Source organism: Kineococcus mangrovi, assembly GCF_041320705.1.
GTDB lineage: Bacteria > Actinomycetota > Actinomycetes > Actinomycetales > Kineococcaceae > Kineococcus > Kineococcus mangrovi.
The window spans coordinates 217333-233620 of record NZ_JBGGTQ010000006.1 but is presented as its reverse complement, the minus strand read 5'-3'; the positions used below and the strand labels follow the sequence as shown (position 1 = coordinate 233620).

Below are 16288 nucleotides of genomic sequence, written 5' to 3'. Positions count from 1 at the left end.
AAACGCTCGTGCGCGACGGTACTCCGCACCGCCCGGTGCGCTCGCCGAGATCGGCGTCGTCCCCCTCGGGGACGGGGAATCACCCGAACGGGCTGACCACCGGCACCGCTCAGGTGGTGCCGGTGACCCGGCGCACCGGCGTCGGGGGTCCCGTCCCGGCCGCGGTCGACCGGCGTGCCCGCAGGACGTCGACCTCGCAGCCCGGGGCGAACGGGTCGAACCCGTGCTGGACCAGCCACGGGATCGCGGTCAGGCTGCGCCAGGACCACCAACCGCGCACCGCGTCCACGTCGACGCCGGGGCCGTAGCCGTCCAGCACCGCCGGCAGGTGCTCCTCGAACCCGAGGGTGAGGACGGCGAGGTCGAAGGCCGCGTCACCGGGGGCCGCCTCCGACCAGTCCAGGACGCCCGTCACCTCCTCGTCGCGCAGGACGACGTGGCCGGTCTGCAGGTCGCCGTGGGTGAAGACCGGGACCCACGACCGGAGCACCGCGCGGGCGAGGTCCCGGTTGCGCCGCAGCAGGTCCGCGGGCAGCACGTCGTGCGCGGCCAGCCACGCGCACTCCCGGTCGAGCCGCTCCCGCGCGGCGGCCGAGGAGGAGTCCGAGGGGTGACCGAGGCGCCCCAGCGGGGCACCGGGAACGGCGAGAGGTTTCCCCGCGCGCTGCGTGACGTCCCGGCACCCCCGGACCCCGGTGGAGGTGTCGGGACGTCACGCACCCGGGCCGGCGGGACGCGCGCGGACGACGACGGCCACCCCCAGCCCGCCACCCGCCGCGCTGACCGCCACCCCGACCTGGCCGGGGGCCAGTCCCCCGGCGAGGGCGACGAGCAGCGCCGCCCCCGTCGCCCCCCACGGGTGCCCGAGCGCGAGCGCCCCGCCGTCGGGGTTCAGGCGCGGGTCCTCGTCCTCCAGGCCCAGGGCGCGGGAGCAGGCGAGGACCTGCGCGGCGAACGCCTCCCCCACCTCGAGGCGGTCCACGTCGGCGACGCCGAGGCGGGCCGAACGCAACGCCGCGCGGGCGGCGGGCGCGGCGGCGGCACCGGGCAGGGCGGGGTCCGCGCCGGCGGCGGCGGTAGCGAGGACGGTGAGACCGCCTGCGCCCCAACGGTCCGCGGTGGCCGCGTCGACGAGGGCGAGCCCGGCCGCACCGTCGGCGTGGGCGCTCGCGGTGGCCGCCGTGACCGTGCCGTCGGCACCGAAGGCGGGCGGGAACCGGGCGAGGACCCCGGGGCGCAGGACGCGGGGCCGGGCGTCCCGGTCGAGACCGGCGAGCGGCACGAACCGTTCCGCCGTGCGACGGCGGGCCGCGAGGGCGCGCGCGTGCGAGCGGACGGCGAACGCCTCCTGGTCGGCGCGCCCGATGCCCAGCTCGGCGGCGAGGGCGTCGGCGGCGGGACCCATGCCGGGGTCGGCCCAGCCGTCGGGGGCGAACGCGGCGCGCGGGACGACACCGTCGCGGTGGCGGGCCGTGGTGCTCTCGGCCCCCACGGCGAGGACGGGTCCGGTGCCGGTGGCCGCGAGCGCCGCGGCGAGCCGGACGGCGGCCAGCCCGCTGGCGCACTGGGCGTCGACGGTGGTGCCGGGGACGTGGACGCCCAGACCGGCGGCCAGCGCGGCCCGGCGGGCGGGATTGCCGTCGGCCGTCGCGACCCCCGCGACGACCTCGGCCACCGTCGTGCCCCGCGCGGCGCACCGGGTGACGTCGTCGGCGAGCGCCGCGAGGACCGCAGCGGCGAGGTCGTGGTCGCGCAGTCCGGCGAAGGTCGTGCCGGCCGTGGCGAACGGGGTGCGCCGCGCGGCGACGACGACGGCGGTCACCGTCCCGCCCCGGCGAACCGGGCGACGGCAGCCCGGTCGGGTTCCCCCTTGCCCGTGCGCGGGACGTCGGCCACCGCGAGCCAGCGGCGGGGCCGGGCGGCCGGCGGGAGCGACCGGGCCGCGGCGCGCAACGGCGCGGGAACCTCGGCCGGCCCGACGACGACGGCCGTGACGACCTCGCCGAACCGGTCGTGCGGCGTCCCGCACACCACGACCTCGGCACCCGGCGGGAGGTGCGGCCGCAGGCGGTGCTCGACCTCCGCGACGAGGACCGTGCTGCCACCGCTGAGGACGGCGCCGGGGCGGCCGAGGACGGCGAACCGGCCGTCCGGCAACGCCGTCCCGACGTCGCCGACACCGGCCCACGGGGTGGGCGTCACGGGGGTGGCGTCGCCGGTCGCGTCGAGGCGGCACCGCGCGACGTACGGCGAGGTGACCTCCAGCAGCCCGTCGCGGACGCGGACGGCGGCCCCGGGGAAGGGGGTGAAACCGTCGGGTGGGTCCGCCGGGCCCGGCGCGTGGCAGGCGATCCCGACGAAGGACAGTTCCGCGGCGCCGTAGTACTCCACGACCCGCCACCCGCGGTCGAGGGCCCGCCGTCGGAGGCGGGGGTCGAGCCCGGCGCCCCCGACGACGGCGGCGCGCACGTGCGGGTGGTCCTCACCGTCGAGGACGGCGGCCAGCACGGCCGGGACGACGTGCAGGACGGTGCTGCCCGGGGGCGGGGTCCGGCCTCCCGCCCCGGCGGTGCGGGCCCCGACGCGCAGCGCGTGCCACCCCGCGTGCAGCGTGAGGGTGGACGCGGCCGGGCCGGCGGTGCCGACGACGTCGGCGGGCCCGAGGTCGAGGAGGTCGGCCAGGGGACGGGCGGAGGCCTCCCACGACGCCGACGTCCGGACGACGGCCCGGGGGCGGGAGGTGCTGCCCGAGGTGCTGAGCACGAGGTCACCGGCCCGGACGTCGCCCGCGGTGACGGCACGGCGGGCGGCGCGGAGCAGGTCGTCACCGCCGGCGGGGTCGAGCACGAGGACGGGCGGGTGGCCGGGTTCGGCGGTCGCCGCGACCAGCGCGGGCGCCAGGTCGCCTTCGCCGGCGGCCAGGACGACGAGGTCGTCGGGGTCGGTCACCTCACACGGAGGTGGTCGCGCGGCGACGGCGCCGCGGCAGCAGCTCGGGCCGGGCGCGGTGCACACCGCTCGCGACGACGGCCGTGAGGGCGGCCTTGAGGAGGTCACCGGGCAGGAACATGACGCTGGTCCACGCCGGGAGGTGCGTGATCCAGACCTGGACGGGGACACCGATCAGGTAGACGACTCCGATGCCCCCCGCGACGGCGGCCGTGAAGAACCACTGCGGTCGGTCGCTGGGGCGCCGCCGTGCCAGCCAGCCCGTGAGGGCGGCACCCAGCGGCCACCCGAGCAGGTACCCGACGCTCGGCCCGGCGAAGACGCTGAGACCCCCGCGCCCACCGGCCAGCACGGGCAGCCCGGCGGCGCACAGGACGAGCACGACGAGGACCGCGAACGCGCCCCGGCGGGCGCCGAGCAGGGCACCGGCGAGCATGACCCCGAGGGTCTGCAGGGTGATGGGCACCGCGTTGCCGAACAGCGGCAGCTGCCCGGGCGCGCCCAGGACGACGATGACGGCGGCGAAGGTCGCGACGAGCGCGACGTCGCGGGAGGTCGAACGCTGCACCGGACGCACAGGCGGCAGGGTAACCAGCCCGGCGCCTCCGGTGGCGCTTCCACAACGATCTGGCACCGACTCGGCGCACGGGACGCGCCGTCGGGCGACGCCGTGCGACGGTGGGCGTGCTCGAAGGAGAGGAGAACGTCGTGGGTCCCGTCGTCGTCGTCGTCTTCATCGCGCTGGTCGTCTCGGCGCTCGTCCTCGTCGCGCTCATCGTGGCGCTCGTGGTGCGCGACCACGGTCGCCACCGCGCCGCCCGGGACGGCCCGCACCGCGGCCACTGGGACCTCACCGGCTCCGGTCCGATGGCGCACCACCGGGGTGAGGGTCCGTTCGGCGGTGCCGGCGGGGCCTGAGCCGGGGTCCGACCGACCACGAGCTCGACGTCGGCCGCCCGCCACGGCGTCGGGCGCTCCTCGGAGACGGCCTCACCTTCCCCGTCCTCGCGGCGGCCGCGGGAGACGCCTCCCACCGCGACCCGACCGGAGCCGTCCATCGCCGGCAGCGCAGCAGGAGTGACGTCGTCGCGCGACCTTCCGGTCGTCCCGCGTGGTGCGCGGTCCGGGGCGGTCTGCGCCGTCACGGTCTCGGCGATGTCCGAGGAGCCGCAGATCACGGGAGCACGAGTCGCTAGCGTCCCCGCATGCGTCGCCCCACCCCCGCCGTGCTGACCTTCGCGATCACCACCGCGCTGGCGCTCATCGCCGTCGTCGTCTCCGCGACCCTGCTGCCCGAGCGGGTGCCCACCCACTTCGGCGCCGACGGCGCAGCCGACGACTGGGGCACCCGCACCGGCGCCGTCACCTTCCAAGCTGCGATCACGGCAGGTCTGGCGGCCCTGTTCGCGGTGTTTGCCTGGCAGATGCCGAAGCTGCCGTGGGAGTGGATCAACCTGCCCGGCAAGCAGCGCTGGGCCGAGGCAGGCCTGCAGGACGAGGTCAGGCGCCGCCTGCGCGCCGACCTGCTGTGGATGGGCAGCGCGATGGCCCTGCTCAACATCGCGCTCACCTTCTCCACCGTCGACGCCACCCGCAACGGCACCGACAGCCTGCCGTGGTGGTTCTTCCTCGCCTTCGGCGCCTGGCTGGTGGCGATGACCGGCTACGTGGCCTTCATGGTCGTGGTGCGTTACCGGCTGCCGGAGCGTTGAGGCGACCACCTCGGCCGACGTCACGGTCGCCCCGCGAACCTCGCGCGGTCCTCGGCAGCCGGCGACGTCGTGGTCTCGGCGATGGACGCGAGAGCATCGAGCGAGTCGACCACCCGGATGAAGACCTGCGCGAACGAGACGGGTTCTCTCGAGAGCTGGCGGCGTGGTGCGACGCGGTGGGTTCGACGCCGTCGGTGGCGGCGTCGGCGGCGGCGTCGGTGCCCGGTGGTCAGTCGGTGTAGTGGCCGGCTTCGAGGTCCTCGAGCAGGGTCGGGCCGGCCGGCTCCCACCCGACGAGCCGGCGGGTCGCGGCGCTGGAGGCGGGCTGATCACCGCCGAGCAGAGCGCCGAAGACACCCAACTGCTCCGGGTCGACGGCCGCGGCGCTCAGGCCCGTCTTCGCCGCGATGACCTCGGCGACGTCACGCATGACCACGCCCTCCTCCCCGACGGCGTGCAGCACGCAACCGGCGGGGGCCTGCTCCAGGGCCAGTCGGAAGAGGCGGCCGGCGTCGCTGATGTGCACCGCGGGCCAGCGGTTGGCCCCGTCGCCCACGTAGGCGGCCGTGCCCAGCTGACGGTCCAGGCCGACGAGCACCGCGATCAGCCCGTTGCGGTCGCCCGCGCCGTGCACCGAGCGCGGCATCCGCACCAGGCCCGAGCGGATGCCTCGTCCCGACAGCGCCAGGACCGCCGCCGCGGTCCGTGCCCGCGCACCGGCCGGTCCCGAGGGGTCGAGCACGTCGTCCTCGGTGGCGCCCCGGCCGAGGAGGATCGGGGTCCCGGAGGCCGCGATGAACGCCTTGCCCGCGCCCTGCAGGGCATCGCCGACCTTCGCGATGAGCTCGACCTCGTTGTCGACGGTCTCCTCGAACTCGGCGAAGTCGAGCGTGAACGCCAGGTGCGCCACGGCGTCGGCCTCTCTCGCGCAGGTGAGGATGAGGTCGTGGTCGCTCATGTCGCCGCGGACCGCGCTGGCCCCCAGCGAGCGGACCTTCTCGGCGGAAGCCTCAGAACGGGCCAGGGCGACGACCTCGTGCCCGGCGGTGATGAGCTCGGTGGTCAAGGCGGTGCCGATCCAGCCGGAGGCGCCGGTGGTGAAGACGCGCACGGGGGTTCTCCGTTCAGCAGTGGGGCTCCGCCCGGGTGTCCGCGGCGAGGAACCGGTGATGTGACTCGGTTACATCACCGTACACGTGATGTGACCGAGTTGCATCACCTAGGATGGTGCTCATGGCGCGATGGGAGCCGGATGCACGCGGGCGGCTGCTGCGCACCGCCGTCGACCTGTTCTGCGAGCAGGGTTACGAGGCCACCACGACCGCCCAGATCGCTGAACGCGCCGGCCTGACCAAGACGACGCTCTTCCGGCTCTTCCCCGACAAGCGCGAGATCCTCTTCCAGGGCCAGGACGCGCTCATCGACCTCGCCGTCGACGCGGTCCACCGCGCCCCGGTCGACTCCCCGGCGATCGGTGCCGTGGGCGCTGCGATCGCGGCGATGACGGACGCGCACCTCCCCGACCACGCCAGCAGCCGGCGACTGGCCGGCCTCATCGCCGCCAGCCCGGAGCTGAGGGAACGCGCCGCGTTCAAGCGCTCGTCCATCACCGCCGCCCTGGCGACCGCCCTCCTCGAACACCTCGGCAGCCCTCGCCGCGCCGGCCTGGTGGCCGACATCGGCGTGAGGGCCTACTACGACGGGTTCGACGCCTGGATCGCCGCGGACGACGAACGGTCCCTCACCGAGGTCACGCTCGACGAACTGGCGAACTGCGAAGCCGACCTGCGCGAGATCATCGCGAGGTCAGAACGCGTCCCCTTCCTGAGCGAACCAGACGCCGGCCACTGAGCTCTGTCCGGAACTCGCGGCGAACGGGGCGCCGTCACGCGGGCACTGCCCGCACCGCGGTCCGCCACAAGGACGTCCCGCCCGTCCTCGACGACCTGCCGGTCGTCCCGCGCCGTGCGCGGTCGCCGGGACCGGGGACAGCCTCTCGTGCCGAAGAGCGAACGATCGACCAGCTGGGCAGTCGGACCCGACCAACGCCTGCTGACGTCTCACAGCCGCCGGCCACTGACCGCCCGAAACGGGGCTCAGCGTGATCGGCGCACCAGGACGTCGAGCCTCAACCCCTTACGGTGGAACAAGCCGATCAAGAGGCGCACCGCCTCGGGAGGAGCACGCGATGCACCTGTCAACGGCCGCATCCGAAGACACCGCAGGAACCGTCATCGCTGTCCTGAACTACGGCTTCTGGGCGTTCATCGCAGTGGCACTGCTGATCCGCGTCGCCGTCGTGCTGCGCCGGAGGAGACGCGGGAGCTTGCGCCGAGAGGTCATCGGTCCGCTGATGCAGTCGGGCGAACCGCAGTCCACCGCTTTCGGGTGGCGGCCAACGGCCAGCAGTTCACCGCAGGTGCGTCCACAGCAGACCACGACCAGCCAGGACCGCGACTGAGACTCGCGCCTGCTCAACGAGCAGCAGCGGCTAGGTGTACCGCTTCCTGCTCTGCGATCGAGCAGGCCCGTACGGCGCGAAGTCACCGCTCCGCCGTGCCGGCGACCTCGCGGTCACCCCGCGGTGCGCGCGGTCGCGACTGGCCGCCGACGTCGCGGTCGTGCCGAAGTGCGGACGGTCACTCAGTCAGCGGATGATCGCCGGGAGGACTTCGACGAAGTCCCATCCACCGAACGTCGACGACGGTTGTCGACCACGAGGACCGCGACCAACATGCCAAGCCAGAAGACCGCGTTGGCAGCGGCGAGCCAGTAGAAGAAAGCATCCCCGTCCCGGACACCTCGAAAGAGGAAGACGAGGACGCCACCTACGCCCACCACAGCGCTGACGAAGGTCAGGATCCAGCGCACCCAGGGTCGAAGTGGACCTTCGGGTCGCTCCCTCATCCACATGGGACAGCCCACGGTGCAAGACGGATGGAGCAGCTCACCATCACATTGGCACCGTCTCACGACAGACCTCGTGCGTGGACGACGTCACGGTCATCCCGCGGTGCGCGCAGAGCGCACGGTCATCCCACTGGCCGGGACGTCGACGACCTCGAAATCGTGCCGAAGTTCGGATGCCCCCCAGGTCGTGGGGCGAGGTGGCCAGGACCCGGCCACCGCGTTGGACGTGCTCGACACCGAACTCCCCTCGACCGATGACTTTCGTGCATCCGCGAAGTCGTCGTGCCAACGGCCGCGCCCAGCGGCACGTCGACACCCGAGGAGCAGACCCATGTCCGTGATCACCGGGCACGAGAGCTCGCCGCCGACCATCAGGCCCGTCCTCGTGGCCGAGCTGCTCGCCCACGGCGAGCCGATGCCGGTCTACGTACACGTCATCGAGCACCCCGACGCACGCGTGATCGTCGACACCGGCCTGACGGCACTGCACCCGGCAGTGGCGGACCTCGATCCCCGGCTGGAGCCGGTGAGCTGGCAGGAGGACGTGGACGTGGCGAGCATCGACGTCGTCATCAACACCCACCTGCACTTCGACCACTGCGGCGGCAACCACCTGTTCGCCGGCCGGCCCACCTACGTCCAACGCCGAGAGCTCGACGACGCACGCACCAGGGACGACTACACGATCCGCGAGTGGGTCGATGCCCCCGGCGTGCAGTACCTCCCCGTGGACGGCGAACTGGAGGTACTGCCGGGCCTGCGCCTCGTCCCGACGCCAGGTCACACGCGAGGCTCGCAGGTCGTCGTCGTCGAGACGGGCCGACGCCCGGTGGTCGTCGGCGGTGACACCGCGGTCTGCTCCGGCGATCTCGACGAGCCGCGCACCGAAGGCCAGCGGTTGGTGCGCGCGCTGGAGCCAGAGCTGGTGTGGCTCTCGCACGAGCACGAGCCGTGGCTGCCGAGGGCCGGCCAGCGCGTCGGACGCGTGGCAGGCGCGATCGCAACTGCTGCTGGACATCCTCGGTCGCCGATGGCGGCACCGTCGCGTTCTCGCCGATGAGCAAGCTCGTCCGGGGCAGCGGAGTCGTCGGCGCCGCTGGGTCGCTGCACTGACGTCTCGGCGGGCTGCTGCGCTACGCCTCACGAGTGACGTGGCCCGCCAAACCGGCCACCATGAAGGCGAGACCGGCCTCGAAGGCGGCCTCGTGCTCGACGGGCGGCACCGCCGCCGCGCGAGGTTCGAGGCTGGACCGGTGCAACTGGGCCTGCTCTTCCAGGACGCAGCCGACGACGTACCGACCCGAGGCGAGCATCGCCGTGCGGGCGTGCTCATCGGGGATCCCCGCAGCGACCAGGAACCGCAGCTTCTGGGTGATCCGCTCCAGGTCCGGGTCGCCGGGGAAGGAGCCGGCGTGCAGCCGCGCGCCGTCCCGGCGCAGCAGGAGGGTCCGTCGCAGGCTGCGGCTGTTCTCCCTGAACCACTCGCGCCAGTCCTCGCCCGCGCTCGGCAGCGGTGCCGCGGCGTGCGGGGCCATGGCCGCCTCGCTCATGGCGGCGAGGAGGTCCTCCTTCTTGCGGAAGTGCCAGTAGAGCGACGGCTGTTCCACACCGAGTCGGCGAGCCACTGCCCGGGTGCTCACTGCGTCCAGGCCGACCTCGTCGAGCAGGTCGAGGGCTTCTGCCACGACGGTCTCCCGGTTGATCTTCGCCACCTTGACAACCTATCGCCGATAGATGACGCTGTCGATGTACCTATCACCGATAGAGAAGGTCGTCATGGCACCCACGACAGGCACACCGTCCTTGAAGGTCCTCATCTGCGGAGGAGGCATCGCCGGCGAGGCCCTCGCCTTCTGGCTGGCCCGAGGTGGGCACCGGGTCACCGTCGTCGAGCGCTTCCCCGCCCTGCGGGCCACCGGCGCCCAGGTCGACCTGCGCGGGCAGGGTGTCGAAGCCGTCGACCGCATGGGGTTGCTGCCCGCGGTGCGCGAACACCTCGTCGACGAGCCGGGTGTCGCCTTCGTCGACGCCCGGGGCAGGACCCGGGCGACGATCATGGCGAACACCTCCGGCAGAGGACGGCAGAGCCTGACGTCGGAGTACGAGATCATGCGCGGGGACCTGGTGCGGATCCTGCACGAGGCGACGCGAGGCGACGTCGAGCACGTCTACGGCACGAGCGTGGAACGCTTCGAGCAGGACGAGCACGAGGTGCTCGCCCACTTCGCCGACGGCTCCTCGCGAGCGTTCGACCTCCTCGTCGGCGCCGACGGGCAGGGCTCGCGCATCCGCCGCGCGATCCTCCCCGACGGCGCCCCGAAACCGTACCGGCAGCTCGGCATCCACACGGCGTACTGGTTCGTCCCCCGCATCGCCTCCGACGGCGCTGTCCGCGACACCTACATCGCCCCCGGTGGCCGCCAGATCATGCGCCGCAGTCACCACCCGGAGCAGACCCAGGTCTACTTCTTCCTCCGGGAGAGCTCCACAGAGGCGTCCGCGGTGCACCGGGAGCCGGTGGAACGCCAGAAGGAGTTCTGGGCCGGGAGGTTCCGCGACGCCGGGTGGCAGACCGACCGGTTCCTGGCCGGCATGGAGACCACCGAGAGCTTCTACTCCCAGGAGGTCCTGCAGGTCCGCACCGACACCTGGTCGAAGGGACGGGTCGTCCTGGTCGGCGACGCCGCGCACTGCGCCTCGCCCTACAGCGGCATGGGCGTCTCCGGCGCCCTGGTCGGAGCTCACGTCCTGGCCGGGCAGATCAACCGCAACCCCCACGACCTACCGGCCGCGCTGGCGAACTACGACCGGCGGCTGCGCCCCTTCGCCGACCAGATCCAGGCCGCGGTCAACCCACGACTGCTGCGCCTGGGACTACCCACGACGCAACGCGCGGTCAACGCCCTGCAGGTCGTGGCTGGAGTGGCCAGTGCGCTGCACATTCCCGACCTCATCGCGCGAACCGCCAAGGAGGACCGCGGTGGAACCTGGGCGCTACCAGAGGACCCCGCTCCGCTCTCCGAGTAGCGATTCACGACAGCATCACCCCGGTCAACGCCGTCTCATGCTGTCGTCGGCGCGGGACGCGCAACAATCCCGCGTTGTGCGCGGTGTCGCCGGCGGCTGACGACCCCACTCATCTGGCGAAAGTCAGGCGACGGATGGCGATGACGACCCCGCACGATCTACCCGTGATCCACCCCCCGTGGCCCGACGCCGAGCAACTGCACAGCAACCGCCTCCTGCTCGAGCCGCTGCGACGCGAACACGCCGACGAAGCGTTCCCCCTGCTCAACGACCCCCGCCTGCACACCTTCACCGGAGGAGCCCCCGACACCCGCGAACAGCTGACCGCCCGCTTCGCCCGCCAAGTCCTCGGCACCTCACCCGACGGCCGATCCGGCTGGCTGAACTGGATGCTGCGCCACCGCGACGGCGGCCCACTGCTGGGCACCGTCCAGGCCACCCTCACACGAGTCGAAGACCAGCCCGCAGAAGACACCGGGACCACGCAAGCGGAACTGGCCTGGGTCCTCGGCTATGAACACCAGGGCAACGGGTACGCCACCGAAGCGGCCGCGGCCGTCGTCGCCTGGCTCACGGCACGCGGTCCCCACCGGCTCAGCGCCCACGTCCACCCTGGCCACCACGCCTCAGCGGCCGTCACCCACCGGCTGGGCCTGCACCCCACCGACCGTGTCGTCGACGGCGAAGTGCGTTGGAAAACCTGACATCCCGCACCCCACCGACGACGACACGGTCATCCCACGGTGCGCGCGGAGCGCACAGTCATCCCGCGTTGTGCGCGGTCTCGGGCGGCCGCCGACCTCGCGGCCGTGGCGATGTCCGCCACAAAGCTGCAGGCGCTCGAACGCCCTTCCTCACTACCGTCGGCAGCGTGCACAGCCTCGACGACCCACCCCTCGCCGCAGCACCGACCCGCAGCGCCGTCATCGTGCCGGTACCCGCCGCCGAGCACGCCGTCGCCGCTCACCGCGCCCACCTGGACCGCTCGGCCGGCTGGGGTGTACCGCCCCACCTGACCGTGCTTTACCCCTTCCTGCCCCCCTCCCAGCTCAACGAGCAGACGCTGAGCACCCTGGCCGCAGCGGTCACCACCGTCGCCAGCTTCACCGTGACCTTCGCCGCCACCGCGTGGTTCGGCTCAGAGGTGCTGTGGCTGGCGCCCACACCCGAACAGCCGCTGCGGCAGCTGACCACCGCTGTCTTCTCCGCCTTCCCCGACCACCCGCCCTACGGCGGCGCCCACGGCACCGACCCCGCCGACGTCCAGCCGCACCTGACCGTCGGCGAAGGTGCCCTCGCCGGACCAGAGGGCATCGGCGTTCTACAGGCAGCCGAAGAGGACGCACAGACGCGGCTGCCGTTCAGCCAGCACCTCGACCACGCCCTGCTGATCACGGGCTCGGAGGAGCCACGCTCGTGGCGCACCTTCTGCCGTCTTGAACTCGGCAGCCGGTAGCGAGCTACCGACGCAAGATCTTGCGGTCATCCCGCGTAGTGCGCGGTCTCGAGCGGCCGCCGACGTCGCGGTCTTGCTTGATGTGTGGGTGGTCGGGAGGTCACAGTCTCCCTCCGCACCCCACCTGCCCACTGCAAGACTCAGCCCGTGACGGGTTCGACGCTGACCTCCAGCCAACTGGCCGACGTCCTGGCCATGGCGTGGTCCGAGCTGGGCCCACCGGCCGTCGCCGTCGAACTGCTACACCGCACCGGGGACTGGCTCACCACCCTCGACGCCGCCGGCTTCCTGGACCTCGACACCCACCCCGACGGCACCCCCCGCGCCACCGTGCGCTGGGCAGAGGCCGTCGCCGCCCTGGCCCCCGACGCACCTCCGGGCCTGCTGCCCGCCGACCTCCCGCACGACAGCCACCACCGCGGCGTCCTGCGCATCGCCGCCGCCTTGGCCTCCGCCGTCCCCGTCGACCTCGGCGCCGCCATCGGAGACATGGACCGGCCCACCACCGCCCACGTCCTGGCCGCGATCAGCCGCTCCAGCCAAGCTCACCTGGAGTGGTTCGACCCCCGCCTGCCCGACGGACGGCCTTCGGCGCGATGGACGTACCGCGACGTCGGCGCGCTCGTGGACTGGCCCACCGCACAGGAGCCACCGCAGGACACCGAACTGCCGTTGTGGCCGGCCCGCGTCGAGGAGGAGGAAGTGGCCCGCGCCGCCGCAGCCCACCCGGGTGCGGCGGCCGCCCTACCCCTGAGCGAGCACGTCGCCGCGGTGCTGGACCACCTGCGCCCCATCGCCCGCGGGTACCGCACCATGACCCTCGGCATGTGGGGCGCCCCAGGCGTTCTGGACGACGACGTGGACATCGACGACGACGGCACCGCCTTCACCGGACCGCACCCGGCCCTGGGCCCCGGCGAGGAGCGCCTCTGGCTGCGACGCCGCGTTGCCCCCGGACACCTTCACCTGCTCCTGGTCCCGGCCGGGGTCGACCTGCACACCGTTCCGTTCCACGACCTCACCCGAGCCGGGGTCACCACCATCACCACGACCCCGCCCGATCCGGACACCGCGCCCGTCGTGGCGGGCACCGACCTGCGCAACCCCACCGGTGGCTGGACGGTCGTGCGCATCGGGGAGGTCCTGGCCCAGGTCACGCACCTGGAGGACGCGGTGACCGGCATCTACTGGATTCGAGCCGACGGGGAGCGCGTAGGCGTGTCGATCCCGGCCCGTCCGCGTCAGGCCGTGGAGCGGCTCCTGAGGTGGCCCGGGGTCCCCTGACGGCCACCGTCAGCGGTGCGCGCGGCGCACGGCCATCCCGCGGTGCGGGTCGTTCCTGGCGGCCCGCGACCTCGCGGTCTTGTCGAGATGCGGAAGATCACTGTGCTCACCTCGTGGTGTTCAGACACACCGATCTCGCTACCGTCACCAGCGTGCTGGCCCCCAACTTCCCCCTGCGCACCTCACGACTGCTGCTGCACCCCTACACCCCCCACGACCTCGACTTCCTGCACCAGCTGGAGTCCGACCCCGACCTGCTGCGCTACGTCTCCTGGCCACCCAGAGACCTCGAACAGGTCCGGGTGTCGCTGGCCGAGAAAGCACAGCAGACCAGCCTGCGCGACGACGGTGACAACCTGACCCTGCTGATGCTGCTGGCCGCCACCGGTGAGCGGGTTGGCGACGTTCAGCTGACCTGGACCAGCAGGGAGCACCGCCAAGGCGAGATCGGCTTCATCACCCATCCCGATCACGCCGGCCGCGGCTACGCCACCGAAGCCGCGCAGCTGATGCTGCGCCTCGGCTTCGACGACCTCGGATTGCATCGCATCAGTGCCAGCCTCGATGCCCGCAACATCGCCTCCGCCCGCATCGTCCAGCGCCTGGGCATGCGCCAGGAGGCGCACCTGCACCACAACGCGCTCCGCACGGGTGAGTGGACCGACGAGGCCATCTACGCCGTCCTCGCTGATCAGTGGCGTGGCTTGCACCGAGTTTGACCATCGACGAACCTCGGCGACCTCACGGTCATCCCGCGATGGGGGTCGTTCTCCTCACCACCCTCAGAGATCCAGATGTAGCCGCAGGGCGTCGTCGAGGGCGTCCAGCGCCTTGAACGGCAACCGCCCCAGCGCCGGCCCGAGGCGATCGACTGACACGGCGCGGACCTGCTCGGCTTGAGCCTTGGAGTCGAGGTGCAACCCGGTGTCCTCTGCCGCGAGCAACACCTGGAAGGGGAACACCCTGGCCGTGTTGCTGGTCACCGGGACCACGGTGACGACCCCTCGCCCCGAACGCTCGGCGGCCGCGTTGGCCCGGTCGTTGCTGACCACGACCGCTGGTCGGCGCTTGTTCGCCTCACTGTCCTGAACCGGGTCGAAATCGACGAGGCGAACTTCTCCGCGGCGCATCAGCGCAGTCCGTCACTACCGGCGCCCTCCCACACCTCACGGTCCCCGGAGTCGTCCCACTCCTTCCACGCGGCCGCGTAGTCCTGCTCCAGCTGCTGGTGGGTCAGTGCCCGGACGGCCCGCTGGACGGCCGCGGACCGCGACGGCAGACCGGCCGCGCGGACGTGTTCGTCGAGGGCGGCGACGTCGGCTTCGGAGAGGCTGATGCTGAGCTTCACACGCGAATGCTACCCGGGTAGTACCGGCCATACCACCATCCGGTCATCCCGCTGGTCGCGCGCACGCGCTCATCCCGCGAGCGGTGCGCGAGCGTGAACGCGTGACGCAGCCACCCCGCGCAGTGATCGTCTTCGACGGGGAGGGCGCTCGAGAACCCATCGTCTTCGTAGACCTCCCCTCCGCAGCCGGCTGGATGGAAGCGATCGACGTCGAGGAGGGCAGCTACGAGGAGACCGCCTGGTTCGACGACGGGGAGATCATTCAGATCGACGTCGAGCTGGTCGCCCGCGCCGACCTGCGCGTGAAACTGACCCCGACCGGTCGCCGAGACCTGCCCGCGCTACGCCAGGCCCTGGCTCGCACACACCCGGCGCTGGTCGACGCCGACGTCGCGGCGATCCAGGCCTTCACTGCCGCCGACCTCACGGCTCAAGACGACTGGAAGGCGTCGCGCTGGCACCGCCGCCTCAGCCGCTGGTTGTTGCGACGGTCCCCGAACTGACCGCGAGCAGGTCCAGCCTCCAGCGACGTCACGGTCATCCCGCCTCTGCGCTGTCGACGCGACCGAGCGGCTGGGCTGAGGGCGGCGCTTGTGCCTACCGTCATCGCGACCGATACTGGACAGGTGCGCATCCCCGTAGGGATGCGAAGTGGGCCCGGCAGCCTTCCGGACGGTGGGTGAGCCGGGCTTCGCGCTGCCTGGGCCCTGCTCGCTCAGCTCAGCCGGTGGACCTCACCGACGATCGGGCCGACCCGCTCCTGCCAGGTGCTGCCGTGCGTCCAGCACCACGCCACCGCATCAGCGATCCACAGCAGCGGCTCACTACGCGGGGGCAGGTGCTCGTACACCAGCTCATCGACCACTCCCGCCCGGTGCACCGCCGCCCGCAAGGTCCGCCGGTCACTGGACATCAGGGAGTCGTCCTGCTCCAGCACCAGCCGGTGCGCCCCCACGACCGCGAGGTCGGCAACGAGCCGTTCCAGCACCAGCCGCCGCGCCAGGCGCTGATCGGTCACAGCGCGCGCGTCGTACAGGTCGACGAGGACCCCGGTGCGGCACAACGCCGCCGCGATCTGCCCTTGGCGGGCCTTGCCTTCCTTGGTGAAGTGCAGCCGCTCCTGCCGGGCCAGCAGCAGTCCCCGCAGCACGGTGCGGGTCGGGGCCAGCTGCCGAGGCTGGACGTGGGCGGCGGCGACCAGCAGTCCGTTGGCCTTGGTCTCATCGACGAAGACGTGCACGCTCACCGCCGCCACCCCCGCACCGAGGCCGACACCAGCAACTGCGCCCAGGACTGCGCCCGCGTCAGCACCTGCGGAGCCGGTCGAGACGACGCACCACCGTCGGCGCGCGGAAGGGAACTGACGGCTCGGGCAGGCACCGCGACAGCATCACCGACTCCATCGGGCGCCGACCTACCGGGTCACCTCCAGCAGTCGACACCTCGCACCACGGCCCACCCGCGCCACGACGCCGGGACCGAAGAGCTGGGAACGACGGCGGTGTCCAGCATCTCTCGAAGCTACCGCTCAAGGCTCGCCTATCGAGGGCGCTCAACATGATCAAGAGCCACGGGCGACGTCACGGTCATCCCGCGGTGCGG

At 72.8% G+C, this 16288-nt stretch carries 18 protein-coding genes and 2 pseudogenes; 11 read left to right on the top strand and 9 right to left on the bottom strand.

Translation table 11 applies throughout. The features are described 5' to 3' along the window. Window positions 1-109 precede the first annotated feature (109 nt). The 4 genes and pseudogenes from AB2L28_RS14475 to AB2L28_RS14460 all read right to left on the bottom strand — a co-directional run. Window positions 110-646, bottom strand: a pseudogene (locus AB2L28_RS14475) (phosphotransferase family protein); the annotation flags it as partial. Window positions 647-712: 66 nt separating this feature from the next. Beyond that, window positions 713-1822: a thiolase family protein gene (locus AB2L28_RS14470; RefSeq protein WP_370719683.1), complete on the bottom strand. Its 1110-nt coding sequence runs from the start codon at window positions 1820-1822 to the stop codon at window positions 713-715. Beyond that, the gene (locus tag AB2L28_RS14465; RefSeq protein ID WP_370719682.1) at window positions 1819-2949 is read right to left on the bottom strand and encodes an AMP-binding protein; all 1131 of its coding nucleotides are present in this window, start codon (window positions 2947-2949) and stop codon (window positions 1819-1821) included. Before AB2L28_RS14465 ends, AB2L28_RS14470 begins: the two co-directional genes overlap by 4 nt. A gap of 1 nt (window position 2950) precedes the next feature. After that, entirely contained in the window at window positions 2951-3526 is a 576-nt protein-coding gene (locus AB2L28_RS14460) for a biotin transporter BioY (protein ID WP_370719681.1), read from the bottom strand. 107 nt (window positions 3527-3633) lie between these two features. Here AB2L28_RS14460 and AB2L28_RS14455 point away from each other — a divergent pair, with 107 nt between their 5' ends. Further along, window positions 3634-3867, top strand: coding sequence for a hypothetical protein (locus tag AB2L28_RS14455; protein WP_370719680.1), 234 nt, complete (start codon window positions 3634-3636; stop codon window positions 3865-3867). A gap of 287 nt (window positions 3868-4154) precedes the next feature. Then, entirely contained in the window at window positions 4155-4661 is a 507-nt protein-coding gene (locus AB2L28_RS14450; RefSeq protein WP_370719679.1) for a DUF1648 domain-containing protein, read from the top strand. Window positions 4662-4890: 229 nt separating this feature from the next. On the opposite strand, the gene AB2L28_RS14445 is transcribed toward AB2L28_RS14450, so the two are convergent. Beyond that, window positions 4891-5772 (bottom strand): NAD-dependent epimerase/dehydratase family protein, encoded by an 882-nt coding sequence (locus tag AB2L28_RS14445; RefSeq protein ID WP_370719678.1) that lies wholly within the window; start codon window positions 5770-5772, stop codon window positions 4891-4893. 122 nt (window positions 5773-5894) lie between these two features. Between AB2L28_RS14445 and AB2L28_RS14440 the strand changes: the two genes are divergently transcribed. From AB2L28_RS14440 to AB2L28_RS14430, 3 genes and pseudogenes are all read left to right on the top strand, one after another. Beyond that, on the top strand, window positions 5895-6512 hold the full coding sequence (locus AB2L28_RS14440; RefSeq protein ID WP_370719677.1) for a TetR/AcrR family transcriptional regulator: 618 nt from the start codon (window positions 5895-5897) through the stop codon (window positions 6510-6512). Between the two features lie 337 nt (window positions 6513-6849). Next, a complete protein-coding gene (locus AB2L28_RS14435; RefSeq protein ID WP_370719676.1) occupies window positions 6850-7122 on the top strand; it encodes a hypothetical protein in 273 nt (90 codons plus the stop codon). A gap of 780 nt (window positions 7123-7902) precedes the next feature. Next, window positions 7903-8532: pseudogene (locus AB2L28_RS14430) on the top strand (MBL fold metallo-hydrolase); the annotation flags it as partial. 172 nt (window positions 8533-8704) lie between these two features. Here the strand turns inward: AB2L28_RS14430 and AB2L28_RS14425 are convergent. Beyond that, window positions 8705-9283, bottom strand: a complete 579-nt coding sequence (locus tag AB2L28_RS14425) for a TetR/AcrR family transcriptional regulator C-terminal domain-containing protein (RefSeq protein WP_370719674.1) — start codon at window positions 9281-9283, stop codon at window positions 8705-8707. A 64-nt stretch (window positions 9284-9347) separates the two neighbouring features. On the opposite strand from AB2L28_RS14425, the gene AB2L28_RS14420 reads away from it, so the two are divergent. The 5 genes from AB2L28_RS14420 (at window position 9348) to AB2L28_RS14400 (ending at window position 14057) form a co-directional block, all read left to right on the top strand. Next, window positions 9348-10598, top strand: a complete 1251-nt coding sequence (locus tag AB2L28_RS14420; protein ID WP_370719673.1) for an FAD-dependent oxidoreductase — start codon at window positions 9348-9350, stop codon at window positions 10596-10598. Between the two features lie 164 nt (window positions 10599-10762). Continuing rightward, window positions 10763-11302: a GNAT family N-acetyltransferase gene (locus AB2L28_RS14415; protein ID WP_370719672.1), complete on the top strand. Its 540-nt coding sequence runs from the start codon at window positions 10763-10765 to the stop codon at window positions 11300-11302. A 167-nt stretch (window positions 11303-11469) separates the two neighbouring features. Beyond that, complete coding sequence (locus AB2L28_RS14410; RefSeq protein WP_370719671.1) at window positions 11470-12054, top strand: 2'-5' RNA ligase family protein; 585 nt, start codon at window positions 11470-11472, stop codon at window positions 12052-12054. Window positions 12055-12201: 147 nt separating this feature from the next. Then, on the top strand, window positions 12202-13338 hold the full coding sequence (locus AB2L28_RS14405) for a hypothetical protein (protein ID WP_370719670.1): 1137 nt from the start codon (window positions 12202-12204) through the stop codon (window positions 13336-13338). A gap of 152 nt (window positions 13339-13490) precedes the next feature. Further along, a complete protein-coding gene (locus AB2L28_RS14400) occupies window positions 13491-14057 on the top strand; it encodes a GNAT family N-acetyltransferase (protein ID WP_370719669.1) in 567 nt (188 codons plus the stop codon). Between the two features lie 63 nt (window positions 14058-14120). Here the strand turns inward: AB2L28_RS14400 and AB2L28_RS14395 are convergent, their stop codons facing one another. Both AB2L28_RS14395 and AB2L28_RS14390 read right to left on the bottom strand, forming a co-directional pair. Then, window positions 14121-14471 carry a type II toxin-antitoxin system PemK/MazF family toxin gene (locus AB2L28_RS14395; RefSeq protein WP_370719776.1) on the bottom strand — a complete coding sequence of 117 codons (351 nt, stop codon included), beginning with the start codon at window positions 14469-14471 and terminating at the stop codon, window positions 14121-14123. Further along, the gene (locus AB2L28_RS14390; RefSeq protein WP_370719668.1) at window positions 14468-14686 is read right to left on the bottom strand and encodes a ribbon-helix-helix domain-containing protein; all 219 of its coding nucleotides are present in this window, start codon (window positions 14684-14686) and stop codon (window positions 14468-14470) included. Before AB2L28_RS14390 ends, AB2L28_RS14395 begins: the two co-directional genes overlap by 4 nt. 101 nt (window positions 14687-14787) lie before the next feature. Here AB2L28_RS14390 and AB2L28_RS14385 point away from each other — a divergent pair, with 101 nt between their 5' ends. Further along, window positions 14788-15189 carry a hypothetical protein gene (locus AB2L28_RS14385; protein ID WP_370719667.1) on the top strand — a complete coding sequence of 134 codons (402 nt, stop codon included), beginning with the start codon at window positions 14788-14790 and terminating at the stop codon, window positions 15187-15189. Between the two features lie 212 nt (window positions 15190-15401). On the opposite strand, the gene AB2L28_RS14380 is transcribed toward AB2L28_RS14385, so the two are convergent. Continuing rightward, entirely contained in the window at window positions 15402-15932 is a 531-nt protein-coding gene (locus AB2L28_RS14380) for a hypothetical protein (protein WP_370719666.1), read from the bottom strand. Window positions 15933-16288: the final 356 nt, after the last annotated feature.

What these genes read in the sequence shown, in the direction of transcription:
- AB2L28_RS14450 (WP_370719679.1), top strand. Translation starts at nt 4,155, where the DNA reads ATGCGTCGCCCCACCCCCGCCGTGCTGACCTTCGCGATCACCACCGCG.
- AB2L28_RS14440 (WP_370719677.1), top strand. Translation starts at nt 5,895, where the DNA reads ATGGCGCGATGGGAGCCGGATGCACGCGGGCGGCTGCTGCGCACCGCC.
- AB2L28_RS14435 (WP_370719676.1), top strand. Translation starts at nt 6,850, where the DNA reads ATGCACCTGTCAACGGCCGCATCCGAAGACACCGCAGGAACCGTCATC.
- AB2L28_RS14420 (WP_370719673.1), top strand. Translation starts at nt 9,348, where the DNA reads ATGGCACCCACGACAGGCACACCGTCCTTGAAGGTCCTCATCTGCGGA.